Origin of the sequence: Spirosoma sp. KCTC 42546 (assembly GCF_006965485.1) — a bacterium.
In the GTDB taxonomy this organism is placed as follows: domain Bacteria; phylum Bacteroidota; class Bacteroidia; order Cytophagales; family Spirosomataceae; genus Spirosoma.
The window spans coordinates 2243374-2268888 of sequence record NZ_CP041360.1 but is presented as its reverse complement, the minus strand read 5'-3'; the positions used below and the strand labels follow the sequence as shown (position 1 = coordinate 2268888).

General features: G+C 48.9%; 23 protein-coding genes. 8 read left to right on the top strand and 15 right to left on the bottom strand.

Features of this window, described 5'->3' with window-relative positions; genetic code table 11:
- Positions 1-28: 28 nt before the first annotated feature.
- Positions 29-2113 (bottom strand): nitrilase-related carbon-nitrogen hydrolase, encoded by a 2085-nt coding sequence (locus EXU85_RS09095; RefSeq protein ID WP_142771780.1) that lies wholly within the window; start codon positions 2111-2113, stop codon positions 29-31.
- 394 nt (positions 2114-2507) lie between these two features.
- Here EXU85_RS09095 and EXU85_RS09090 point away from each other — a divergent pair, with 394 nt between their 5' ends.
- From EXU85_RS09090 to EXU85_RS09075, 4 genes are all read left to right on the top strand, one after another.
- Positions 2508-2837, top strand: coding sequence for a hypothetical protein (locus tag EXU85_RS09090; RefSeq protein ID WP_142771779.1), 330 nt, complete (start codon positions 2508-2510; stop codon positions 2835-2837).
- Between the two features lie 4 nt (positions 2838-2841).
- Positions 2842-3084, top strand: coding sequence for a hypothetical protein (locus tag EXU85_RS09085; protein WP_142771778.1), 243 nt, complete (start codon positions 2842-2844; stop codon positions 3082-3084).
- 38 nt (positions 3085-3122) lie between these two features.
- The gene (locus tag EXU85_RS09080; RefSeq protein ID WP_142771777.1) at positions 3123-3350 is read left to right on the top strand and encodes a DUF433 domain-containing protein; all 228 of its coding nucleotides are present in this window, start codon (positions 3123-3125) and stop codon (positions 3348-3350) included.
- A gap of 67 nt (positions 3351-3417) precedes the next feature.
- Complete coding sequence (locus EXU85_RS09075; RefSeq protein ID WP_246859478.1) at positions 3418-3597, top strand: DUF5615 family PIN-like protein; 180 nt, start codon at positions 3418-3420, stop codon at positions 3595-3597.
- A gap of 264 nt (positions 3598-3861) precedes the next feature.
- Here the strand turns inward: EXU85_RS09075 and EXU85_RS09070 are convergent, their stop codons facing one another.
- The 5 genes from EXU85_RS09070 to EXU85_RS09050 all read right to left on the bottom strand — a co-directional run bounded on the left by EXU85_RS09070 (position 3862) and on the right by EXU85_RS09050 (position 13555).
- Positions 3862-4818, bottom strand: a complete 957-nt coding sequence (locus EXU85_RS09070; RefSeq protein WP_142771776.1) for an AAA family ATPase — start codon at positions 4816-4818, stop codon at positions 3862-3864.
- Positions 4819-5149: 331 nt separating this feature from the next.
- Complete coding sequence (locus tag EXU85_RS09065; protein ID WP_142771775.1) at positions 5150-8488, bottom strand: glycosyl hydrolase; 3339 nt, start codon at positions 8486-8488, stop codon at positions 5150-5152.
- A gap of 283 nt (positions 8489-8771) precedes the next feature.
- Entirely contained in the window at positions 8772-9131 is a 360-nt protein-coding gene (locus EXU85_RS09060; RefSeq protein ID WP_142771774.1) for a T9SS type A sorting domain-containing protein, read from the bottom strand.
- 228 nt (positions 9132-9359) lie between these two features.
- Positions 9360-9737: a hypothetical protein gene (locus tag EXU85_RS09055; protein WP_142771773.1), complete on the bottom strand. Its 378-nt coding sequence runs from the start codon at positions 9735-9737 to the stop codon at positions 9360-9362.
- 44 nt (positions 9738-9781) lie between these two features.
- Positions 9782-13555 carry a ThuA domain-containing protein gene (locus tag EXU85_RS09050; protein WP_142771772.1) on the bottom strand — a complete coding sequence of 1258 codons (3774 nt, stop codon included), beginning with the start codon at positions 13553-13555 and terminating at the stop codon, positions 9782-9784.
- A 128-nt stretch (positions 13556-13683) separates the two neighbouring features.
- Between EXU85_RS09050 and EXU85_RS09045 the strand changes: the two genes are divergently transcribed.
- Positions 13684-14460 carry an NUDIX domain-containing protein gene (locus EXU85_RS09045; protein ID WP_142771771.1) on the top strand — a complete coding sequence of 259 codons (777 nt, stop codon included), beginning with the start codon at positions 13684-13686 and terminating at the stop codon, positions 14458-14460.
- A 108-nt stretch (positions 14461-14568) separates the two neighbouring features.
- On the opposite strand, the gene EXU85_RS09040 is transcribed toward EXU85_RS09045, so the two are convergent.
- From EXU85_RS09040 to EXU85_RS09020, 5 genes are all read right to left on the bottom strand, one after another.
- Complete coding sequence (locus tag EXU85_RS09040) at positions 14569-14925, bottom strand: T9SS type A sorting domain-containing protein (RefSeq protein WP_142771770.1); 357 nt, start codon at positions 14923-14925, stop codon at positions 14569-14571.
- 294 nt (positions 14926-15219) lie between these two features.
- Positions 15220-16140 (bottom strand): AraC family transcriptional regulator, encoded by a 921-nt coding sequence (locus EXU85_RS09035; protein ID WP_142771769.1) that lies wholly within the window; start codon positions 16138-16140, stop codon positions 15220-15222.
- 56 nt (positions 16141-16196) lie between these two features.
- Positions 16197-17060: an SDR family oxidoreductase gene (locus tag EXU85_RS09030; RefSeq protein ID WP_142771768.1), complete on the bottom strand. Its 864-nt coding sequence runs from the start codon at positions 17058-17060 to the stop codon at positions 16197-16199.
- Between the two features lie 75 nt (positions 17061-17135).
- Positions 17136-18020 carry an NAD(P)H-binding protein gene (locus EXU85_RS09025; protein WP_142771767.1) on the bottom strand — a complete coding sequence of 295 codons (885 nt, stop codon included), beginning with the start codon at positions 18018-18020 and terminating at the stop codon, positions 17136-17138.
- Positions 18021-18182: 162 nt separating this feature from the next.
- Positions 18183-19163: a GlxA family transcriptional regulator gene (locus tag EXU85_RS09020; protein WP_142771766.1), complete on the bottom strand. Its 981-nt coding sequence runs from the start codon at positions 19161-19163 to the stop codon at positions 18183-18185.
- A 179-nt stretch (positions 19164-19342) separates the two neighbouring features.
- Here EXU85_RS09020 and EXU85_RS09015 point away from each other — a divergent pair, with 179 nt between their 5' ends.
- The 3 genes from EXU85_RS09015 to EXU85_RS35970 are packed head-to-tail and all read left to right on the top strand — an operon-like array spanning position 19343 to position 20736.
- Positions 19343-19783, top strand: a complete 441-nt coding sequence (locus tag EXU85_RS09015) for an SRPBCC domain-containing protein (RefSeq protein ID WP_142771765.1) — start codon at positions 19343-19345, stop codon at positions 19781-19783.
- Positions 19784-19796: 13 nt separating this feature from the next.
- Positions 19797-20582 carry an SDR family NAD(P)-dependent oxidoreductase gene (locus EXU85_RS09010; protein WP_142771764.1) on the top strand — a complete coding sequence of 262 codons (786 nt, stop codon included), beginning with the start codon at positions 19797-19799 and terminating at the stop codon, positions 20580-20582.
- 31 nt (positions 20583-20613) lie between these two features.
- Positions 20614-20736, top strand: a complete 123-nt coding sequence (locus EXU85_RS35970) for a hypothetical protein (RefSeq protein ID WP_256366035.1) — start codon at positions 20614-20616, stop codon at positions 20734-20736.
- 38 nt (positions 20737-20774) lie between these two features.
- Here the strand turns inward: EXU85_RS35970 and EXU85_RS09005 are convergent, their stop codons facing one another.
- The 4 genes from EXU85_RS09005 to EXU85_RS08990 form a co-directional block, all read right to left on the bottom strand.
- Entirely contained in the window at positions 20775-22433 is a 1659-nt protein-coding gene (locus EXU85_RS09005) for a carboxylesterase/lipase family protein (protein ID WP_142771763.1), read from the bottom strand.
- A gap of 200 nt (positions 22434-22633) precedes the next feature.
- Entirely contained in the window at positions 22634-23071 is a 438-nt protein-coding gene (aac(6'), locus tag EXU85_RS09000) for an aminoglycoside 6'-N-acetyltransferase (RefSeq protein WP_142771762.1), read from the bottom strand.
- A gap of 58 nt (positions 23072-23129) precedes the next feature.
- Positions 23130-23927, bottom strand: a complete 798-nt coding sequence (locus EXU85_RS08995) for an endonuclease/exonuclease/phosphatase family protein (protein ID WP_142771761.1) — start codon at positions 23925-23927, stop codon at positions 23130-23132.
- Between the two features lie 36 nt (positions 23928-23963).
- Positions 23964-25190: a metallophosphoesterase family protein gene (locus EXU85_RS08990; protein ID WP_246859477.1), complete on the bottom strand. Its 1227-nt coding sequence runs from the start codon at positions 25188-25190 to the stop codon at positions 23964-23966.
- Positions 25191-25515: the final 325 nt, after the last annotated feature.

Genomic DNA, 25515 nt, shown 5'->3' with positions numbered 1-25515 from the left:
AGTACAGCCAATTTACACGAATTATACCCTAAAACCCAATCTTACCTTTTCGGCTATTGGGCTTCTGCTCGTTGGCCCAGTCGCGCATGTCGGCGAGTTCTTTCTCGAAACCACCCGACAGAATCGGGAAACGGCACCACGAACGCGGATCGAGGTTGTGGTCGTCGAGGTGGAACGAAGGGGCGTAGCGTTCGCGCTTCCACTGGTTGCGGCTCCACAGTTTGAAAAAGCGCTCAACCCAGACCAACAACTTCTCCCGATCATAACGGCCTGCGTACCGAACCTCGACAAGCTTTAACACCTCAACGGGCGGCTGCTTATCGCGAATGGCGGCTTCTTCAATGGAGTTCAACACATCGTAGGCCATCAGGTCGTCTTCGTCGGTTTGTTTTTTGTCTAGCGGACGGAGTTCGGCGGTGGGTTGCAGGTTATTGACGGCGTGCAGGCCCTTCACTTTGATTAGGTGATCGGATGCGGTTGGCTCCATCACCGAACCAGTGCGGTCGGCGGGGGTCGATTCGTTTTTCACGTTCAGGCCAACCGTTTCGAGCCAGCGCAGCCAGCCCCGCAGAAAATGCTTGTCGATGCCCGTAATGGGCGAAATACTCCCCGCAGTGTCGCCGTCCATGGTGGCATAGCCAACAGCGGCTTCGGAGCGGTTCGACGTACTCAATAGCAACGAATTGTTGAGGTTCGCCATCATCCAGATGCCCGGAGCCCGCACCCGCGCCTGTATATTTTGCAGCGCCAGATCATCGGTATCCCACGACAGTTTTCGCCCTAGCTGAGCCTCAATCAACTCCCGGTAGGTTTCGACCAGGCCGTTGATGTTAATATTCATAAAGGTTGCCCCGATATCCTCCGCCAGTTCTTTGGCCGAATTGAACGTATCGTCCGACGAGTTTTCGGTGCCCTGATACATAACCGTCAGCAATTTACCGACCATCGCTTCCGGCGATTCGCACTTCTGAATGGCTTTGATGTAGCCGAGTTTTTTCTTAACGCCTTCCAGCCCAAGGTTCTGTTCTGCCATCCGAATCATCAGGAAAACCAGCGCAGCAATGGCCGACGAGTCAGCTCCTCCACTCAGCGACAGTACGTAGCCTTGCGAGCGACTCTTCCGCAGGTAATCGAACAGACCCAGGGCAACCGCTCGGGCAAATTCTTCTTCCTTCAGATAACCACCCCGCTCCCACGCTTCAAGTTCGGCTTTCTGGATAACGGGCGAAATATCGGGCCAGTCGAACCGATCCGATACGCGTAAGTTTGGGTAGGCAAGGGCGATATTCCCACGACTTTGTGTCTGATTCAGGCGCGTGAGTTCAACATCAACAACGGCCGGAACAATCAGAAAATCCTCGTAACTCAAGCGCGGCCCTGACACCAGTAATTCGCCATTGGACGCTACCATGGCATCGCCATCGTAAATCATCCGACCGGCTTCATTTCCCAGCATGTTGCTGTACACGTAGCTAACACCAAACGCCCGTGAGGCATCGACCACGAACCGCTCGCGCACCTGCGATTTCAGGAAGGCAAAGTGGCTGGCCGTCGGGTTCAGGATAATATCGATACCCCGTTCGTACAGCATCCGTCCCGGCCGGTTAGCCACCCAGGCATCTTCGCAGATCTCGAACCCAACTCGGATACCCGACAGGTCGAAGACCAGATCGCCAAAGGGATAGGAGAAATCGCCGATTTTTATCTCGTCCCGCACGTAGGGGTTCCAGGGCTGAAACCAGCGCGTTTCGTAATGAACACCGTTATTGGCCAGGTTCTGCTTCACGGCAAAGCCCAGGATTCGCTTGTTGGCGATCAGGCAGGCGGTGTCGTACGTACGGTTGTTATGGCGTAGTGGCAAGCCCACGGCTACGGCGATGTCGTTGGTATAGTCGACGATCTCCAGCAGGGAGGCAATGGATTGATCGATGGTGTTCTGGGCAAAGAATGCGTCCTCGCAACCATAGCCCGAAATACACAATTCGGTCAGGCACAGCAGGCTCACATTTTGCCGCTGGGCTTCCTCAATGGCATTGATAATGTTTTTCTTATTATGCTCCCAGGCAAGTGGGATTTGATTGAGAACACCAGCGGCTACTTTAAGGAGTTTCATGTACGATAATGATGAATGAGTGAACCGGAACGCCGGACCGGAGCGACTGAGCGAATTGCCCTAATGACAGTGGTTTTCTCAACGCTCAGTTTAGCATGAATTATGATTCTATTCAGATAACAAAGATGGGGCGAAAATAGATTTAGTTTGCCAGAAACTGGGTTAATGAAACTAAAGATGGCTTATTGGTACATCGGCCATAAGTTTTGCTATCTTTAAATAGATACTTGACTGTTGTGTTTCAAACTATTTTTATGCCCTCTATCGAATTTGATGTTCATGGAAATCTGCAACCTTACACCGTCATTACGCTCACTATGTAGAGTTTAAATAAACGTTTGTGACAGCGTTTCCTGATTCGGAGAGAAGAAGTCTGTTGTTTAACTCATTTCTAATGCATGTAACCAATCTCAGAATAACCACAAATGAAGAGTTTTTTGTCTGGGTTGACGGTAGTTTTATAACTCGAAAAACAAACCCATTCGATATTGATTTCGTTATTTTTCTTGATGCTGATTGTTACACACGTCATGAAGAACAAGCTGCTTTTTTTCGGCAGCAGCGCTTTCTGCCCAATAAACTTATAGATGGTTATTTTGTGCAGGTTTATCCAGAAGATCATCGACAGCGTAATTGGTACGAATCTGATCGACTGCGTTGGCTACAGGATTTTGGCACTAGTTTGGCAGGACGAAAAAAAGGAATAGTTCAACTTAATTTTTAAACTCATGAATGAATTAGAGCAAATTCTGGAGGATACTGAACTAAGGGCTGGAGCTATAGCACGACTGTTGACATTGATTGAACGAGACAGCGATATTATTAATCGTCACCGCTCAATTGGCGATTCTGGGTCTTATGTGCAACAATATATTGATTTGCGTGAAGCTAATTTGGCGACTTTATCCCACCTTCTTGAAGCCAAAGGCAAAATCCGGGCGGAGTTACACTTTACCGAACAAGCCGCTTAATACCAGATTGATAACGGTAGAATTTTCTATCTTTGGGTATGCATAATTATCAGGAGTACATCAGTTTAAATCCAGCAATTCGTTTCGGCAAGCCTTGTATCAAAGGTACTCGTATTGCTATACAGGATATCCTAAGCTGGCTGGCATCGGGCATGACGAATGACGAGATTCTGGACGACTTCCCAGAATTAACACTCGATGACATTCGGGCAGCACTAGCCTTTGCCGCTGATAGCGAGCGCCGTACCCGTTTGATAGCTGCCTAATACAAATCCTGCTTGACGCTAACCTGTCTTATCGTTTAGTAAAGAAATTAGCGGGTATATTCCCCGATTGTTTTGTTTACACGTTACCCGAACAGGTCTGCCAATCCCTGCTAAAGATATAGCAATCTGGCAATGGGCACGGATCAACAACCGAACCATCGTCACGAATGATGACGACTACTACAATCTGGCCAATACGTATGGCTTTCCTCCGAAAGTTATTTTATTACGAATGGGCAATCAGTAGTCAGCCAGTGTCCTGGACACCCTGCAAAAGCATGTCGATGATCTTCAAAAATTGAACGAGTCCGACGAATATGGTCTAGTGGAGTTATTTTAACAGTAATGTCCTTTCTTTATACCGCTCGACCCATTTTACAGATCGATGACAGTCTGAAAGAGCATCCAGATCTCCATCCTTATTCTCAGAAAAAATCGAGAAAGCAACGCAGGTTATGTCAAAAGTTCGAGCTAGGCAAGATAACTAATTGATTACAAATCACTTAGCCTCCTAAAAATCCCCATAATTCACCTGCACACAAGTTAAACCCAACTGACGTCGCCACATATCCACTACCTGCTGGCGGTCGTCTATTACGAGTTCGACGTAGTACTGGCCAAGAATGTGCTGTTCAAACAGTTCGTATTTGATGGTAGCGTCTTTGCTATTGTTGCCCTGGGGGCGCATAAATAACTCGTAGTCAGGAAACTGCCAGCCAAAATATTGATTAATCCACGCCATTGTTTCAGTGCGACAAACAGCATCCCGGCCCGAAAAGAATACAATCGTATACCCCGATGCCCGCAAGGCTTTCACTAAGTTTATAATCGGCCATTTGGGTAAATCCTCCCCTACGCGATGCCAGTCAAAGGGGTAGCGACCGCCGTGGATTCGGTCTCTCATGGTAGCTACTGTGCCGTCAATATCCACCAATACGCAACGGGGTAAGGACTCGTCCTGAAGCCGTTGAAAAACAGGATCTCGCGTCAGAACTTCGGTCTGGAACTTGAAATTCCGTTTCAGGGCTACAAGTCGTTCTGCCTGTTTGCGAATGACAGCCTCTCCTACTACGCCAAATCGGTTCTGGTCGCGCTGGATGCATTCGTCTATAGGCGTCTCCATTAGTCGATACTGGATTTCAACTTCATCGAAATGGCTGGCGAGCAATTTTCGGAGTTGATTGATGTAACTCAGTTTCAGGTTTGTATTGTCGATCAATATATGCCAGCCCCGTGCCAAACCGTCCAGGATTGCCGTTTTCTGTAGCTCATTAACGAGGTTTTCAATCCGGTCTTTTTCGCGCTCAGGCCAGGTTTGCCAGTATTCGTCGAGTGCAACAGACAATAGACTTCGGCGAAGGTCATCCCTGTTTACGCGTAACCAGTTCGGGTTTTCGGTGCAGAATTGGCGGGCAAAGGTTGTTTTTCCACTTCCACTCAGGCCAACCAAGATGAGAACTTTTTTCATATGTTATTCCTTTTCAGCCATTTACAAACGTATTCATAAACTGAGACTCGCCTATAAACAAGCATCATCTACCCTGAAAAACGGGTTACCATACCGTTCTCAGAGTAGATGATGCAATTTGTACTTTTTCCGGTTAGCCTGCTTCTTATTCTTTAACACAGAAGACTGTTGAATATATTCGACTCAACAGCCTTCTGTTCAATTGGTATGATGCAAACTATTTTTTAACCACAGAGGCACAGAGAGCACAGAGTTTTTATCGTCTTATTAAAACGTTGTGCTCTCTGTGCCTCTATGGTTATTAATTTTAGTTGACTACGTAAGCATCCACTTATCGTTTTACCTGCGCCGTTACGGTAGCTGGCGTCGCTTCCAGTACGCGAACGGGTCCTAGCAGACCTGATGGTAGTACAGGTGCATCTGCCTTGTAGAACGGCAGGGTGGTAAACGTAATCTTGTTCGTTACGCCTGGCTGGGCATCCCCAATCAGGCGATTGACCCACAGGTTCGTGACCTTCACCTGAACCGTGTTGTTGCCTGCTTTCAAAGCCTCCGTGATGTCGATACGGAAGGGCTTCTTCCAGACAGTACCCACTTTTTTACCATTGATGATCACCTCAGCGATATTCTTCACCTCGCCCAGATCAAGAATGTAGGACGCATTTTTAGTCACCTTCGCTACCTCAAATGTGTTGTCGTAAGCGGCTGTACCGGAGAAGTATTTAATACCTGGGTCGGCATTGTCGGTCAATGACCCAAGTGTGTTCAACGTGGTCTGTTGAGGGGCACCTCGTCCCTCCTGAAAATTAACCTTCCAGGCACCAGTTACACTGGCTACAGGTGATTCTGTAACGACAGGTTTGGTGTACGAAGCGACCGTTGCCTTGTTACGGAAGACGATAAAGTAAGCGCCCCACGACTCAAACTTGAGCGGTATACTCGTTCGCCCGTCTTTGATCTGATACGATACCATTTCCGTTTTACCCGTTTCAGGGTTCCATAACTCCGGCACTTTACCTGTTACCCGGAAGCTAATCGTAGCTTCATTTGGGGCTTCGCTACGACTGTCGAGCCAGTAGAGGTCCGACGGTCCGCCGTCGCGGTCGGTGGTTTGGCGGTGTACGTACAGTATCTTTGCTTTCGCGCCGGATATGTCTACATCTTTCGGAATACTCATGCCCTGTAATACAGTCTCCACGGGCTTGGTCGATACGTTCGGGTTGCTCCAGATCTGGTTCACCAGCGACGTAAACTCCGATGCATTGTCGGTCAGGCTGGGCGAGCGTTCGGGTTTAACACCAGCCACTTTCATACCGGACTTAACCAGCTCGGCCAGTTTTTTCAGAACAGGCAGGGTCATTGTTCTCGCCGATGAATCCAGCACGAACAAACGGTATTGCTGCCCACTTGGCGTTATAATCTTTCCTCCTTCTATGCGCAGAGCACTCTTTACAACGGTGGAATTGGCAAAGTCAAACTCATAACCAGCCGGGATGGCAGGTAATTTTTGGGCAAACGCCTGTGTAATGTTGTTGTTCTCGCCGTAGTAATACAGTACATCGACAACGGGTTTGCCCTGTTGTAGTAAAAAGCAGCTTCGGCCCAGGTAGCCCGTCCAGGCGCTGGCCTGTTCAGCCCAGGTTTCCTGCCGGGTAAAGTACTGACCAAAGGGCCCGAGCGAAAAGCCGGGCTTCTTATCGTCCAGCGGCTGGTGTACCGACGTATGGACCACAAATCGATTCAGACCCGACGCCATTTCCAGATCGGCGGTACGTTTTAGTTTCTCGGGGTGCCAGCTAAATGCATTTTGAATGGATGTCATCGACTCAGCCGCTACCAGGTTCTGCCCATAGATGTGCGCCACCGAAGCGGCTTCCCGAATGTCGGCTTCGCTGCGAACTTCCTCGTTGGCACCACCAGCCAGACTACCCGGCGTCCACATGGCCGACATGGGAATATCGGCCTTGCGCTTCACGTCCATGCCGTCGGCTAAATAAATTCGGCCGTTTTCATGCGACTCGGTGTAGCGTTTCATACCCCGTGCGTGCAGTGCATCGCCGATTACTTCATAATGATTTTCGACGATCAGTTCGCCGATGGTCTTGCGAAAATCCCACAGAAATTTCTCACTGTCTTCAGCGCTCTTCACAACACGGCCCGTCAGCACTGGAAGCCAGGGCTTGATGTCATAACCGCGTCGTTTCTGGAACTCGTCGGGCATGGCCTTGGTCCAGGTCATATGACCCGCTTCGTAGCTATCCAGAACCATGTATTGAAGCCCCTTGGCACCCATTTGGCCTCCGGTGGCATCTTTGTACATGTCCAGATAGGTGTCGATGTATTTTCTGACAGCCACTTTATCGAGCTTATCAACTTCCAGCCCTGTAGCTTCGGGCGAAGCAGGGTGGTTTTTCCGACCCGTAATCGAATAGCCTAGTCGCATCACAATCCAGTTACCGGCGGGGGCAGTCCAGTTCAACGTACCGTCAGCGCCCATTTTCGACGTCAAATCCACTACATCCTGCGTAGGAATGGCATCCGCTCCGGGTTTTACCAGTGAGTGAGTACTTTCTTTCCAGGGGCTGAAGCCCGCTTTTTGCTCGAATAAATCTATGCGGTCGGTATTGTGCAATACTAGTTCAGCTACGGGTACGCCCTGCGGTTTGCCGGGTTCAGCACTACCGCCCATCATGGCCGCAAACCCATTCCCTTCGGGCTTCTCGGTTTTAAATGTAAACCGGAAGTATTTGGCCGTGGTAGGCAGGATTCCCATGGTGCTTTGAGGAATTGTACTGCCCCGGATAATGACAACATCCCGAAAGTTAACTCCATCATCGCTCACCTTCAGCATCCGGTTGTCGGGCATGCCTCTGAATTCAGCCAGTTCACCGGCTGCAGCAGAGCCTACAATAGTAAACGCCTTAATCGTTTGTGGGCTCTCAAATTCGTATTGCAGCCACATATCCTGCCCAACTTCCATGGGTGGAAGTAATTTAGTCGTAGCCAGGTCACCGTCGGTCAATTCGGCCAGGCTGAACGCACCGCCACTCGATGTAATTTTCGGATTCAGTGACGCCACAGGTTTCTCAGAGGCTGGCAAGCGATAAGCAATTACGGCGGCATCAGCATAGTATTCTGACAACTTACCTGCTGATTGGCTGAGCATATCGGGAGCTAGCGCCACATTCTGGAATTTGCCTGTTGTGGTTGGCGGCTGGGGCAGTTTACCCGAGTAGGCCTGACCACCTGTTATTCGTGTTTCAGACCAGACGTACTTTTTCATGGCATCGCTGGCGGGCACCCAGGGACCACCCGTTACGCTCCAGCCCGGCGAACCGGCAATGGCCATTTCAAGGCCAAGCTTCTCAGCCAGATCAGTGGTGTGTTTAAAGGCATCTTTCCAGTCGGGGGTCATGAACACCAGCTTTTTGGGCGTCACGGCTGGCGTAAACAGGCTGGCGTCGAAGTTTTGAAACCCACCAATGCCAACTCGGTTCATCCATTCAAGGTCTTTGGTAATACCCTCTTTAGTGATGTTGCCGTTCATCCAGTGCCACCACACGCGGGGCTTGGCCGAATTAGGGGGGACTTGAAAGCCCTTTTGAAGGGGCGAAGGCTGCGCAAACGCTAACGCCGGTAGCAGCCAGGCCAGAAAGGTGATCTTCTTCATGATGAAAGTAGTCGTAGGTGTTTAGGATTGACTCGTTTAGCTCCCAAAGAAGCCCATACTAGCTCATTATTACTTGTTCTCTTTACCGCAGAAATTACCTGAACGCTAAGCGTTATTGGTGTGGCCTTTGTATCAGTATGCCAGCCGAATTTGAACCCCGTACCATTCCTCGTTTAATGAATCGGCTCATACCTAAAAATCCGACAAACCATTCTGAATTGGCTCGTCGGATTCGTGATTGATGGCGGATTCTCAATGTGCTTCCCGTTCGTTAGCAATACGATTACGATTCCTGAACCACAAAGCTTTCATTGGGATTAGCCTGCACCACAAATGTCTTTATGACCGTTTCCTGGTCTGTTGTCAGCGTCAGTCGGTAAGTGCCCGTGCCTAAGCCCGACACATCGAATTGCTGGCTCAACCCTTTTTGAAGCGCTACCGTTGTAGTATAGACGGCCTTGCCATTGGCATCCAGAATAGCCAGTTGGCCTTTGGTTGGATTAGCTGGTACGTAGAGCCTGATTTTATGATCGGCCGTCATCACTACCCGTGTGCCGGAAGCAGAGGTTTGTGGAGTTGATACATTGGCGAACGACGCGGTACTGGCTACCAGACCCAACATCAGAATAAGTACTTTTTTCATGGCTTTTTTAGTAAGTAGTGGTTTGTTCCTTTTTTGATGAAACAAAGTTGCCATGAATGCTACTTCTCTGAAAATCAAAGGTGATGAGTACGTGAATTAGATCGCTGAATGTGGATTTTTCCGTGATGAGTGACTAACCCCTACAGTAAAATCCGGAACTAACGTAGGGGCGGTCAAAACAACCGCCCCCTACGTGTCTGACAAACTACACAGCCGTCTGTCAATAAATTACTTGACCCGCAGAGCGGTAGACTCAAACATATTCATCAGCGAGCCTTTCAAATGGTCATCATCCACTTTGGTCAGTTCAACCGGAATTTCTCCAGCCTGCGCCGTGTCGAAATAGATGGTCAGTTTAGTGCCCTCTTCCACAATTTTAGTGATTGGCGTAACGGGTCTTGTCCCCGATGGATCTTTCAGTTCACCCGTCAGTTTACCGTCTTTCCGGATCAGTTCAGTCACCATTTTGGCGTCACCTTCGGGTGTACCCATAATGGTGATTTCCCATTTGCCAGCAAAAAAGTCAGTTGGTGGCGTTGCCTGAGAAAACCCTTTGACACAAACACCCAGAAGAAAAATGAACAGAAACAGACTTACTTTTTTCATTGTTAGAATTGGTTTAAACGTGAAATTTTTAGTTGTAACGCGGATTACTTACTCCCTTTAAAGGTCATCCCCTGCGCGTTGAGCGTGATTGACGTGACCTTTTTGTCAGTATCCCGGCCGAAGGTGAGCACAGTATTACTGCCTCCTTTAAACTCATCGGCTTCCGTACCGGGTGTGAGTTCTCCTTCGTTGGTACCTGCCTTTATAAATAGTTTACCGTCTTTAGCCATAATGTCAATGTACTCAAACGGAAGACCAGTCATCTTATACTTGCCCGCATAGTCATTCAGATCCTGCGCCGACGAGCTTCCTGAAGTAGCCTGAGCCGGGGCTGGATTAAGGCTTGCACTCGCTGACTGACTCGTCTGAAATTCCAGATCCATCAGGACGAACAAGGCCTGACCAGCGGGAGCTTTATCATTTTTAAAGACCAGATACACGTCATGCACACCCGTTGCGCCCGATAGTTTAGCCACTACTGGCGGTGGCATATTGGTTAAACTGGCGCCATCGGCAGGCCCAATAAAGTCGGTTTGGCCAATTAGTTTGCCCGTTGGTTCGTCCAGTCGGACTTCGATTATTCCACCGGCTGCATTTAACTGGGATTTTGGGGCCGAAGCGGTAAACTTAAGCTGCTCAATGCCTGTCAGGTCTATGTTGCTGAACCCAATATTACCCCCTTTCACCGAGGCAATAATAATGGTACCGTACTTCATCACACCATCCGTCTTCTCCGCTTTTGCGGCTGGCATCTTGGCACTCCGTAGTAACAGTGTTTTTTCGGCTGTAATTGGCGGAATACCTTGGTTACCCTTATCGGTATACGCGGCCCGAACCAGATACCGGCCTTCACCTTTGTCGCCCTTGGGCAGGTTCATAGTATAGCTGCCCTTAACCGGTAGCGATGGCGCTGCCTGTTTCTTTTCGGCCAGACTCAGAATATAGCCAACCATTTCCTGCGCATCGGTCGATGATAACTGAGGGTGGGCGCTCATGGCCACTTCACCCCAGGCACCGCTTCCGCCCGAAATAACCTTTTTCGCTAAGCGTTCGGCTGCACCGGCATCGCCTTTGTATTTAAGAGCCACCTGCTGATAAGCAGGCCCTACCGATTTTTTCTCGATGCTATGGCAGGCTTTGCAGTCATTGGCCTCAATCAGCGTAAGTCCTTTGCCTACCTGAGCGGTCGCATCGGCGCTACGGTGCCCCTGAGCAATAGCCGCCAGATCGTAGCCTTCAGCCAGATAGTCGATATTGACAGCCACTTCGTTCGGTTTAATCTTTCCATTGGTCAGGCTACCATCTTCCTTATCCTGAACCTTCACGTCATAGGCAAACGGCTGACCGGGAAAGAAAAAGGTCTGGTTGCTGTTTTTGGTTTCGAACGTCAATACGGGCTCCTCATTCCCAGCCATAATCTCGATCGTCCGATTGCTGCTGCCTCCTTTACCATCGGTTACGGTCAGCGTGGCTTTGTAAATTCCAGGCTTATCGAAGGAAACGGTCGGGTTCGCTTCTTTGAAGGTTCGGGTAGCACCTCCGGCTTTAGGGCTAATCGTCCAAACATACGTCAGGGCATCATTGTCAAAATCCTTCGTACCAGCCGACGAAAGTTGAGCTTTAAAAGGAATTGATCCACCTTTTTTGGAGGTTGCTACCTGAACCTGAGGCTTGCGGTTGCCACCGTTGTACTCAATACGTACCAGTCGGGCATCGTCATTTTGGGTGAACCAGCCACTGCCATATTCCAGCATATACAAATCACCTTCCGGGCCAAACTCCATGTCCATGGGGTTCGAGAATTTATAGCTGGGCATCACCCGCTCCATGGAGGCATAATTGCCATTCGCGTCCATTGTAACAGCCATCAGCCAGCCCCGCATCCATTCATAGATGAGAAGTTTACCATCGTAATAATCCGGGAAAGGGCGCTTGGCCTGCGCAAACTGATCCTTATAATACACGGGCCCAGCCATAGCCGAGCGACCACCCGAACCCACCAGCGGAAACTCCTTCGATTCGGCGTATGGATACCAGATAAAGGCTTTCTGAGCGGGCGGCAACTGGTTTAGTCCTGTGTTATTGACTGATTTGTTGACCGGTTGTGCCGGATCGTATAACGGCCCCGACTGACCGGTGGCAAAGTCATACTGATGATACGCTTTGTTATCGCCCACGAAATAAGGCCAGCCATAATTACCCGCTTTCCTGGCCTGTCCTACTTCATCCTGTCCGGCGGGTCCGCGTTCATCCTTCGCAGAGGCCGCGTCGGGACCAATGTCTCCCCAGTACATATAACCAGTTTTTGGATCTACCGAAATCCGGAACGGATTCCGGTGGCCCATCGTGTAAATTTCAGGACGGGTTTTGGCAGTTCCTTTAGGAAACAGATTGCCTTCTGGGATTGTATAAGAACCATCAGCTTCAGGGTGAATACGCAGGACTTTACCACGCAGGTCATTGGTGTTGGCCGAGGTCATCTGGGCATCGAAGGGTTCCCGGCCCGGACGCTCATCGGACGGGCTGAACCCATTGGATTCCTGCGGGTTTATATTATCACCGGTCGAGATGTATAAATTTCCGTGATTATCGAAGGTCATCGAGCCCCCGGCATGGCCACTGATTTCGCGTTGGGTAGCTACATCCAGGATGACTTTTTTGGAACTCATTACCAGTTCATCGCCGATAAATTCGTAACGAACCACACTATTCTTTGCCTCTTTACCTTCGGGCGAGTAATACAGATAAATCCAGTGATTTTGGGTAAAATGCGGGTCTTTGGCTATTCCCAGCAGACCACCTTCGTCCTCTCCTACTTCCCCTTTCTTGTTGGTAACTTTGGTATTCACCGGAATGTGGTTAATGACTTTCAGCTTACCGGTTGATGGGCTGAAGAGTTTAACATTGCCCTTCCGTTCAACCACCAGCACGCGGCTATCCGGCAGTACGGCCAGTTCCATGGGCTCGTCGAGTTTTTCTGCCAGCACAACTTTTGAGAACCGGTTTTCTTCGGGTAGTCGTTTCGTTTTTGCCTTTGTGTAATCTAGTGGCTTAGGTGAATCGCCCCCCATTACGTAGTGTAACCCGGCTCCCAGGTGCCGCAAAAACAGCGGTTCCGAGAAGGTTGCATCCGTGTGCCCGCCTGCGGTGTAGAATGAACGACCTCCCTCAAACTCCTGGTACCAGGCCATGGGGTGATTGTCGCCGTTGGTGCCGCCCTGATAGGTTTTTTCGTCGATGGTCAGGAGAACATGCAAGGCAGGGCTGATGTTTTTGAAGGAATAGAATTCATCTTCACGCTCCCAGCGTTCCGGCAAAAAACTCGTTGCCGGGTTGTTTTTATCAGCCACCACAAAGGTTCCTTTCTGTACATTGTTGGGCATGGGATGGTTGGAAAACCAGGCACCCGCCAGTTTATTATACCAGGGCCAGTCGTATTCGGTATCCGTAGCGGCATGAATGCCTACATAGCCTCCGCCAGCCTGAATGTAGCGTTCAAAGGCATTTTGCTGGGCGGCATTGAGTACGTCGCCGGTGGTACTCAAAAACACGACCGCCCGGTAACGTTTCAGGTTTTCCTCGGTAAAGCGAGCGGCATTCTCCGTGGTATCAACGGAGAACCCCTTCTCTTTACCCAGTTGAAAGAGGGCCTTTTGACCAGCCCCGATAGAGGCATGCCGAAAGGCGGCTGTTTTGCTAAACACCAGTATGCGGGGTGGCTCATTGGCACCCACGTAGGACCAAAGCCCAATGGACACCAGGCCAACTAAGGCCGTTCCGACCAACCAGCGCAGGGAATTAGGGATAAACTGTATCATCAAAATAGGCTAGACTATTTAGCGAAAAAATTGAATTAAAATCAATAGCGTAAATTTTACGGAATAAAGATAAGGCACTTTTATCTAATTCGTAAGACGTACGGAATAGTTTTTTTTATATTTGATCTATGAACTCAGAAGAAGACGTACTCGACTTTATAAAGAACGGCCATCAGCAGTACCTGCCTCACCTCAGCATCGACCCGGTCATTTTTGGCTACCACGATCAGCAGCTAAAGATTTTACTCCTTAAGTGGAAAGGGCAGAATGGTTGGGGATTGCCGGGTGGTTTTATTAAGCGAAGAGAACCCCTAAGCGAGGCCGCCCATCGTATCTTACAAGAGCGAACGGGTTTGGAAGACCTATTTCTTCAGCAGTTTCACATTTTTGGCGATTCGCCCTATCGGCTTCAGGAGCGAAGTGTCGGGGAGTTTAAAGAAAAATACGGCCTCGACGTTGATGATGATAACTGGCTGTTTGAACGGACCTTATCCATTGGCTATTTTGCTCTGGTGGATTATTCGAAGGTGAATGTCAGAACGGACTTTTTCACCGAAGATTACGAATGGTGGGATGTGAACGCCATTCCCAGGCTACTATTCGATCATAACGAGGCCGTAGAAAAAGCCCTGGTAACCCTCCGGCTTCAGATCTATCATCAGCCGATCGGGTATAATCTGTTACCCGAAAAATTCACGTTACCGGAAATCCACTCGCTATACGAAACGATTTTGGGCAAAGAACTCGATCAGCGTAATTTTTCTAAAAAACTCGTAGCGCTTGGCCTGATCAAAAAACTAAACGAACAGCGGTCAATTGGTCCCCATAGGTCTCCCTATCTATATCAGTTTGAGAAGGAAGCCTATGAGGATGCGTTGAAGCAGGGAATCGTGCATACGTATTAAGCTTGTTGTCATTTACTAGTCATTATTGGTCATTGCCTGTCATTCATTGATGAACTAGTACAACCAATGACTACGAATGACAAGCAATGACCAATAATGACAATAAGCTTAGTCCTGCACCACAAAACTCTCATTGGGATTGGCCTGCACCACAAATGTTTTAACGACCGTTTCGTTGTCTGTTGTTAGTAGTAGCCGAAAGGTACCAGTGCCTAAGCTTGATACATCGAATTGCTCACTGAGTCCTTTTGCTAAGGCTACCTGCTGGGTGTAAACGGCCTGGCCACTGGCATCCAGAATAGCCACCTGGCCTTTGGCTTGAAGCGGTTGCACGTAGAGTTTGATTTTACGCTCGGGAGTCATTACGACGCGGGTCTGAGCAGCTGCCGTTTGAGGAGTCGATACGGTAGCGAACGATGCGGTACTGGCTACCAGACCCAACATCAGAATAAGTACTTTTTTCATGGCTTTTTTAGTAAGTAGTGGTTTGTTTCGTTTTAATGAAACAAAGTTGCCATGAATGGTACGGCTCTGAAAATCAAAGGCGATGAGCGTTTAAATCTGGTAGACGAATGTGGATTTTTCCGTGACGAATGCCTATTGATTCTGCCGATTCTTACAGTAGCGACTAAGAAAAATGACTCCTCCCCTCCTGTAGTGTCTAGTAGACTTGGTTAAACTGGCGCAGGGCAGCTCAAGCACCGCCCTGTCTGCCCGATGACTACTTCAGCAATTGGCAGGATCGTTTTCACTAAACTGTCACTGCAACTTAAACGACTGCCTGAATTCCAGAGGAGAAACATTGGTTTTTGTTTTGAATAATTTGCTGAACGACTGCGAATGTTCAAAGCCCAGGGCATAGGCAATTTCATTGACGGTAAGATTGGTAGTGGACAATCGCTCTTTTGCTTTGTCAATCAATTTGTCGTGTATATGCTGCTGGGTACTTTGGCCCGTCAGCATCTTTAACAAAGCGCTCAAATAATTAGGGGATACGTTTAAGGCATCGGCAATGTACTGAACCGTGGGCAAGCCTTTTTGGGCTACTGTATCGCTGTTGAAATAGTCCGTAAGGATATCTTCCAACCGATTGAGGAGTTTGTGGTTGGTAATTTTTCGGGTGATGAACTGACGATGGTAAAACCGGTCAGCGTACGTCAGCAATAACTCAAGCTGAGCAATCAGGACGTCCTGACTGAATGTATCGATGTTCGAGCGGTATTCCTGGTTCAGATTCTGTATAATACCCGTAACAATCGTTTCTTCTTTCTCTGAAAGATGCAGTGCCTCGTGGACCGAATAGCTGAAGTATTCATATTGCTTTATCCTTTTGGCTAAGGGCGTATTCCATAAAAAATCGGGATGGATGAGTAGCAGCCATCCCGTATGTGTTAAGTCATTATCTGCCTCAATGGTAAAAACCTGACCAGGTGCAATAAAGATCAGCAGGCCTTCGTCAAAGTCGTATTCCTGCTGCCCATACTTCATCTTGCCATTGAAGTTTCGTTTGAGTGCGATGGTATAGAAATCCTGAATAATACTGGTCGACTGATCGCAGGATAGCCGCCTGATCGCTTCAAAATTCACGACACTGATTAACGGATGCTCTGGTTTTGGTAAACTCCTGAGTTGATGGTAATCAGTGATCGTTTTAATACGAAGTGGCTGTAAATTTTTCATTGGCTAACGAATAAACTGCGAATAAAGACCGTTTGTTGGGGTGTTACCTGGCAATTTCACGAAAGAGGATAAAGCATTTTTAACCCTTCTTTGAGCGACGCAGGCTTTCGCCCGAGCAGATTTTCCAGGTCAGGGCTCACCTCATCTTCCTGTCCATTTTTAATATCGGTGATAAACCCGATTACACGCTGAATAATTAGGTCAGGTACACCGCGTCCTTTCAGCTGTGTTTCAAAGGCTGATTGCTCAGCCGGTGTGTAGGTTACCTTTTTGCCGGATAAATCGGTTAATGCAGCCGCAACATCGGCAAAGGAATAAGCCTCACTTCCGGTGAGTTTGTAAACGCTACTGTCGCTGCTGTTGGCTGCTAATACATTCGCCATAGCTTCCCCCATTTCGTTTCTAAGGGCAAAGGGGACTCTTCCCTGGCCGGCTGGCAGATAAATTCCGGTATCGAAAACGGTAGGCCCTACAAACTGCGGAATGGCATCCATATACAGCACATTACGAAACAGAGCATAGGTCAATCCACTCGCTATAATGTAGTCTTCCGTCTGGAAATGGCCTTCCATCAACTGGTTGGCCATTGTACGTCTATCCTTCAACGTGCGACTGGTATAGGCAATAAACGAAACACCCGCCTTTTTGGCGGCATCTATGACATTTTTATGTTGCTGAAGGCGTTTCTTTTCATCCGTCCCCGCAATCAGCAAAACCTTTTCTACGCCCTGCATAGCCTTATCGAGGGAAGCTGTATCATCGTATGTACCGACCCGGATAGCAACTCCGCTTTCGATTAAGGCAGTGGCTTTGCTCTCCTCACGGACAAAAGCCGCAACCTGGGAAGAGGGTCTATTTTTCAAAAGGGAATTTAGTGTGGCCAGGCCGAGATGGCCGGTTGCACCGGTTACAAGAATCATGTTTGTTCGTTTGGGAATGGATGAGTATGAATAACGGCTATTCATCTGACGTAGCCTGCGTTTGGCCAGCGGCAATCAGCTTTTATAAACAGCCGCAAACTCACGGGCAAAATCTTCCAGTTTTACACTACCCAGCGTTGTTGGCGGGTGCAGGTAATAATCCTTTGACAAGGCCCCGCTGCGAACACTGGCAAACATATCCACGAAATCAGCGGCCAATTGCGGGGGTACACCATTCGTTTCCAGCCCGCTTTGCATCTGTTCGTCCGTAATAATAGTCCATGTCAAATCCGGCTTACCAATGGCAGTTCCCAGAATACGGGCAACATCGGTACCCGTACGTTCATCACTGGCTATGTAGCGTATGCTGTGATTGCTCGCCATTGTTTCGATCTCTTCCGCAGCAACAGCCGCAATATCGGTTGGGGCAACCATGATCAGCTTATCCTTGCCACCATAGTTGGCCGCAATACGACCGGCTCCTTTTATCATATCAACAAAGGCGTACAGATTGTAATAAAAGTACGTAGGGCGCAGATACGTAATAACCACCTCCGACAGCTCACCCAGTATCCCTTCTACGTCGTGCGCACCGAGGATAAGTCCAGTACCAGTATCCAGATCCGCGCCGTAACTGCTTAGGTAAACCACACGCCGGATGCGCGCCTGCTCAATGGCTTGTGCATAGTTGCGACCTATTCGCCCGTAATAAGCCCGCACATCAGACTCGGCATAGTTGGGTGGCACCATGGCATACACGGCATCGGCACCTGTAAAAGTAGAAATCAGAAAGTCAACGTCCTCCAATGAGCCGATGGCGGCCGTAGCGCCGAGGGCTTCAATATTCTTTTGCTTTTCGGGTTTGCTGCTAACTACCGTAACAGCATGTCCCTTCTGCACTAACTCGATTGCCAGTGGCTGGCTGATATGTCCTAATGAACCTGTTACTACAATTTTCATCGTTCTGTTTTTTCCTACAAAGGTCCATAGCTACGACCAGCCAGATGTAATCGTATCTATCGTTGTTGTAGTCAAAACAAGGATTTGTTCCCAACCCGTGCGGGGTTATCATCCAGACTCATTTCCAAAGTACATTTGTTGGAAACCGAATGGTCAGTCTCTCTAGACCCAAAGCGCTTCTTTAGTATACTTGGCTCTGTAATCCAATGGCGATACGCCCGTTATCCGCTTAAAAACCTCCCGAAACGCTTTGTCATCCGAATAGCCCACGTCATTCATAACTTCGAAAATGGTTTTTCGGCCTTTTTCCAGGTTGTTTTTGGCTACTTCCACTTTTACACGCTGCAAATACTCTACTGGTGTATTGCCGGTGGCTTTGATAAACCGTCTGTCGAAATTTCGTCGGCTGATGGCCAGTTGCGAGGCCAGTTCTTCAAACGAAATCCGCTCGCTCAAATTTTCCTCAATATAGCTTTGTGCCTTGCACACCAGTTCATCCCCATGGGTCTTCTGAGCCTGAAAAATGAAAAAGGGAGACTGCGATGTTCGGTCCATATCAATCTGAAAGACCTTTGAGCAGAAAATAGCCGTCTGGCGGTCAAAGTATTTTTCAATCAGGAATAGCATCAGATGCAGGAATGAGTAAGCACCTCCATTGGTATAAATCCCAGGTCCAACGGTAATCAGTTTATTGATCTGAAGATGAATACCGGGAAAAAGTCGTCTGAAATCAGCGGCCGCATTCCAATGTGTAGAACAGGTTTTGCCTTCCAGCAAGCCGGTAGCCGCTACCAAAAAAGCGCCGGTGCAAATACTCGCCAGTTCAGCACCCCGTTTATATTGCTCGTTAATCCAGGCAATAAGCTCGGCATTTTCGCTAAGTATCCGATCATAATCGCTGGAAAGCGAAGGAATAATCAACAGATCTGCTTTCCTGATGTCCCGAATAGGCACCGGATGAATCGAAAAGAGACCGCCCTCCAATTTTAACTCTTCCTCTAAACCGGCTATCTGAATAGAAAGCATGGGTTTGTTGCCGATCAGTTGCCAATACGCATTTGCCTGAGTCAATATCTCCAACGAACCGGTTATGCTACTCAGGTTAACACTCTCTTTGGGAACAACTATTACTACCTGCTTCATGGCTGTTTTTTTAGGGTAAATGTACAGGGCAATTCTGACCAAATCAACCCGCCAGAATGTCTATTTAACACCCTGTTGATACCAAAACCAGACAGTAATTTTGGCCCGTCAACCCGGATGACCAGCTAGTGAGAGTAGACACCTGACGACGAAAACAACCTTGTAAACACAACACGACCATGAACGAACAGGATTACACAGCATCCTTAACCCTGAATGCAACACCACACGACGTATTCGAACACATTAACAACGTTACCGCCTGGTGGACGGACGATCTGGAAGGCCATTCGCATCAACTGAATGATGAGTTCACCGTGCGTTTTGACGATATCCATGTATCTACTCAAAAAGTAGTGGAGCTTATTCCGGATCAGAAAGTGACATGGCTCGTCACGGACAGCAAGCTTACGTTCGTGGAACAACAACACGAATGGACGAACACGACAATTTCTTTCGAACTGTCTACCCTCGACAACAAAACCCATCTCCAGTTTACCCATTTCGGGCTGGTTCCCAGTGTGCAATGTTATACTGGCTGCACCAAAGGTTGGGATTACTACGTCAAAGGAAGTCTGTGCAGCTTACTAACAGAAGGAAAAGGAACCCCTGGTTTATAACCCCCTATTGTTTATGGAAAATTTAACAGGAAAAAAAGTGGTGGTCATCGGCGGTAATCGTGGCACGGGCCATGCCATCGTTGCGGCTCTTGTTCAGGAGTCCGCCGATGTGCTCGTAGTAGGAAGAAACCCGCAATCGCTTGCCGACCTTGTCAGTGCCTTTCCGACCGTGCGCACGCTTAACGCCGACACAACGGATAGGGCTACAATTGAGCTGGTATTTCAAGAGTCACCCGATGTGGTGGTATTGGCAGCAGGCGCAGTACCACCGACCCAGCCTGTGTATGAACTGGACTGGGACACCTTCAGCACGAACTGGACTACCGATGTAAAAGCGTCGTTTCTGATTACGCAATACGCACTAACGACTCCGGTCAAGCCAGAGACTATGATCCTGTTCATTTCCAGTGGAGCAGGCATTGGGGGCTCCCCCATTTCGGGCGGTTATGCGGGAGCCAAACGAATGCAGATGTTTTTGGCAAACTACGCCCAGCTAGCCTCAAATCGGCTTGCGCTTGGTCTTCGCTTCCTGACCCTCGTCCCCTGGCGTCTGATGAAAGGAACCGGCACCGGGGAACTTGTAATACCCAAATACGCGGACTTTCTGGGCATTTCTGAAGCCGAATTTGTTGCCAGCATGACGTTGGCCCAGACCAAAGAAGAGGTTGCGCAGGCCGTTGTGGCCTTGTCCGGGAAATGGCCTGAAGCAGCAGAAGGGAACGTATTTATCGTGTCTGGAGATGGCGTAGCAACCGAATCGAGCCTACAGAAAGGAATGCCATTTTGGGTGAAACGCTGAACATGAATGAATCTACAAAACAAATGGCGACATGAGGCTGGTACTCCAGGTATCCGCTTCGCAGGACCCGGTTATTGGGTGGTATACTAAGCCAGCCAGCCTGTTGCCGCTCTTGCAATGCGGTGGTCAACAGACTGGCTGGTTTCTTAACTAGTAATCTACGCTGCGTGTAGCACACAGCTATTCTACAGGCTACGTCAACGCTTTACGGGCTTCCCGGTCTGGATCATTGACCAGCGCGGAGGTATCATCCAGAATCATGGTTTCGCCGTTTTGAACGGTATAGGGCTTCCAGTTGGGTAAGCCGCCCCCGTTTGGATTGCCGGTTTTTACAAAATTCAGGAAGGAACCTGCCATCTTTTCCGATAAGGTTCGGGGTCGTTTGCCGCCACCTGTGTGGGTCAGCATCAGATCGGTATTGTAGAACCAGAAGCAGATATCGTCGCAGTGGAACGCCCGCATCCGACCATCGAACAGCGGGGGTTGCCAGCCAAACCAGGCCACATAAACAGGTGCCTTTTGCCCCGATGCTTTCGCATCGGCGGTGGCAATGGCGTTCTTTCGGTTAGACACAATTAAGGCCCAAATCTCGATGGGACGCGCCTTTGGGAAGTTCTTTGCGTAGGCATCCACGATGTCGCTGGTCTTATCGCCAAAACGCGGCTTGATTTTCTCCTTCACGCCCTCCAGCGAAATGCTTTCCAGAGATGCATCTGTCCGGTCGGGATTTTGCTCATGAAAGGTGGAGCAGATCATCAGCGGAATGTTGGCCGAGAAGTGATTCGGGTCTGTGAAAAATGTACCCTGGTTCAGGTACGTTCCGTCGGCCACGGGCGAATAGCCTCCCCGTTGGATACCCATCTTTTTGGCATCGTCGGCCATTTTCTCGACCGCCCTATTGGCGATGTCGATGTACTCCCGCCAGGGAATCTGCTGAAGCTTGTCGATTTCGCCGGGCTTGAGGCCAGCCTCTTCCATAACTTTCAGCCCTAATTTTTCGGCGTATTCCTTATTAGTGCCAGCCAGCGAACTACCGCTCAACGCAACAGCCTTATGAAACAACCCTTTCGCAGAGGGCATATTCATGAGGGTCGTCACCTTGGCTCCTCCCCCCGACTGGCCAATGATGGTTACATTGTTTGGATCGCCACCGAAATTAGCAATATTGTTTTTGACCCATTCGAGGGCTGCCACCATATCCAGATTGCCTACATTACCGGATGCTGCGTGGCCACCAGCCGCTTTCAGATCACTGTAGCCCAGGGAGCCGAGACGGTGGTTGATCGAACAGAAAACGACATTACCCAGTCGGGAAATATTCTCGCCATGATACCCATCCTGTTCGATCGCATTCCCATTCACGAATCCGCCCCCGTGCAGCCAGACGATGACGGGCCGTTTCTGGGTATCCGGGGCTGGCGTCCAGACATTCAGTTTCAGGCAGTCTTCCGATACGTCGTCATAGTTCCAATGGTCAACAAACGAGGCATAGACATTGGCGTACCGCTTTTCCATGATCTGGGGCGCGGAGTTTCCCCACCAGAGGGCCGGACGAATATCAGTCCAGGCGGTTGGTTTTTGGGGAGGCATGAACCGGTTTTTCCCTGACGTATCCGCACCGTAAGGTATGCCCAGGAATTGATGAATACCCCGAAGAATAAACCCTCTGACTTTCCCATGTTCCGTATTGGCAATGGCAATCTTGTCTCCCACTAATAAAACCTGATCGTCTCCTGCTGGCTTTGCCGTTTTAGGGGGTTTCAAGCCAGCAGCGGTAGTTGGCTGAGCTACACCCAAACTGGCCACGCCAACTCCGAGTGATTGTAGAAAATTTCGTCTTGACGGTTTCATCTTCGTCTATCTGTTAGAAGGTAAGGAAAATCTCACTGATGAGCTTACCGTAAAAGGGACATAATGGGGCATTTTTACTATTCCTGACCAAGAGATTTATTGCTGATTATCAGTAGAGATGACTACCACAAAGGCATCTACCTTTTGCTCACCCACCTTAGGTGCTTATAGTTAGGCTACTATTGAATAAACCGTTTTTATCATAGCTCTTTGACAAAGCAAACGATACGATTTACTTCGTCAAATCCGATACGTTTATGAAAGTCGATAGCACTTGAATTAGTTAGTTCGGTATCCGAGGCAAGTTGCTTACACCCTTTTTGTCTACTCCAATTTTCGCCTGCGCTTACTAATTTTTTACCAATGCCAAGCTGTTGATACGTAGGTTTTACATATAGGGCTTCAATGTACGCAACTGGATAGTCGGTTGCGCCTTCAACATAGTCTGTGCGACTGGTTAGATGGATAAAGGCGATGTATGTTTCCTGTTCTTTAAGGAGATAACAAATTTCAGTATCCGACATCAACATTCGTTCGTAGTTATCATATTCCTCCTCAAACACACAGTCAGTCCAAAGCTCCAGAACCAGTCTAACCAAGTCAGTTAGATTGGCTTTTGATAGTTGTTCAATTTCCATTTCAATGGTCTGCTTAGGTCATTTTTCTCAGTGGGTGGTCCTTCCTGGAACGGCCTCACTATTCGTTTACCTGCAACTCTGCCACAACCGGCAGGTGGTCTGATGCGTATTGCTCGTCAATCACGTGAGTTGACAGGCTTTTAAACGTACCATCGGGTTTGAACATGATAAAATCAATCACACGATTTGGCTCGTTAACCGGAATGGTGGGCTTGCACTCCTGACAACTTCGGGTAAAATTCTGATCCAGCAGGCCAATAACTTTGCTATCAGGCTGGGCATTAAAATCACCCCCCAGAATCACGGGCAGACCGGACTCCTTAAACAGCTTTATGATCAACTCCGATTGCGTGAGTCGGTTGGGTTCTTTCAAATCGAGATGGGTGCTGGCAAAGATGATTTTTTTTCCGTTCGATACCTCCACGGTTATGGCGGCTATCGTTCTGGTTTCTCCACCAATGGCAGGGTCGATCGGCAGGATCAATCGCGTTGAGTCGAGAATGGGGAATCTGGACAGGACCGCCACGCCATAATCGCCCCCCTGATGGTCGATGGCCTTCGAAAAAAAGTAATGCATTCCCGTTAACCGAGCGAGTTCTTTTGCCTGATGGAGTCCTTTCCCCGATCGCTCCGTATTGACATCGACCTCCTGTAAGGCCACGAAATCTGGTTTTTCCTTCGTGATAACGCGGGCAACGGCCTCCACATCAATTTTAGCTCCGGCCGATGGTGGATTACAATGATGAATGTTATAGGTCATCACCCTGAGCTTTTTGAGCTTCTGTGCAGAAGGCCCTTCGCTGGCGTAGGTAGCACTGGAAACGAGGATAAAGAGCAAGCCAATAAGGGTTTTCATACAGATCTTGTTGTGAGTAAGTTGATTTCGTTCTTTTTATGCCTTCGCCTTTTTAGGGATTGTATACTTGCTAACCACTTCCCCATCGTCGCGAATCATTTTCAGATTCAGTTCTTTGGCCGTAGCGTGTAGCTTGATCAACGTCCGGTTGCCTTCCAGCGGACCACCCCCAATAACGATGGGGTAATTATGCATTGCATCAGGATCATGAGTCCCGTAGCGATGCGTATGCCCCGAAATCTGAAGGTCGATTTTGGCTTTGTTCAACAACGGCCCGAACACTTCACGACCGTGCATCGGTCCATGCCAGTCGCCGGAATGGTAGGGCGAGATATGAATCAGAACAATTCGGAAGGGCGCTTTTTTAAACTCGGCGCTGTCAATTTCCTTTTCCAGCCACTTTTTCTGCGTTTCCCGGTACCGATCAAAGGCCGACAAGCCACCATATTCAACGCTATCATCGCCTTTATCCTCGCCCGAGTCCAGGATAACGAACCGGACTGGTCCACGGGTAAATGCATAATAGTACTTCTCGTCAGGATAAGCAAAGTAGGCGGGCAGATGTCGGGAAAAACTGCCCCGGCATTCATGATTCCCCTGCGTCAGAATGAAGGGAAGTTCGGCTGCAAAAATATCGACCGACGGTTTAATCAGGTGATCGACTACCTGGCTTTCTTCGGTAACCCAATCGAAGCAGTCGCCGTTGAACACGACGAAATCATAGTCCCGTTTGTTGCCCGTATAGCCATGTCGGTAAAGCAGTTGAGGGATGATCTGAGGCCGATCGTGAATATCGTTGAACACCACCATCCTGAATTCCTCTTCATTTTCTGCCGGTGTTTTAAAGCCGTACAGCGGGCTGCTAATGGTCTCCCCAAACTCAACCTTCGAGCCTTTGTAGCCCAGGATCTCGGTCGAAACGATCTTGTATTTGTGATCGGTACCCGGATCCAGGCCCGACAGCGTAATTTTATTGATGCGGTTATTGGCTTCGATCAACCCATTATTATAGCCAAATTCCCGCTTACTGGTATAGGTTCCGGCTCCGTATTCAACCCAGCTGAAGCAGTTTTTGTGCGTAATCCACATGATGGTCACCTCGTGAGTGCCTATATGTTGAAGGTAAGGGCCCGCCACGAAATGGTTTTTCTCTTCCACTGGTGCGGCAACTGCGTTATCCGCTAAACTTGGCGCAATGGGCATCAGGCTAAGCGTGCCAAGCTGCGCCATTTTTTCAAGAAACAATCGTCTATCCGAAAGCATGGTATATGAAGAGGTTAAGGGAGTTGGTAGTTAATAACTAAGGTAGATATGGGATGGGGTGAAATCAAAAATCGGTTGTCGTATCAGAGGCTCCCGTTCCCCGTTCTCGCTTGGCTATGCCGAGTGAGGGGTATTAGTTCAAGGGCCTCTGGCCCGTTTTGGATATAATTCGCCGGCCAGAGGCCGTAAAAAAAATACCCCTCACTCGGCAAAGCCGAGCGAGAACAGGGAGGTTAAGGTAGTTAGCTGTTGATAACTAACGAGAACGAGAACGGGAATCTGGTTAACTATATCCAGTTTGCAGGTAAACCCACAAACTGGATAG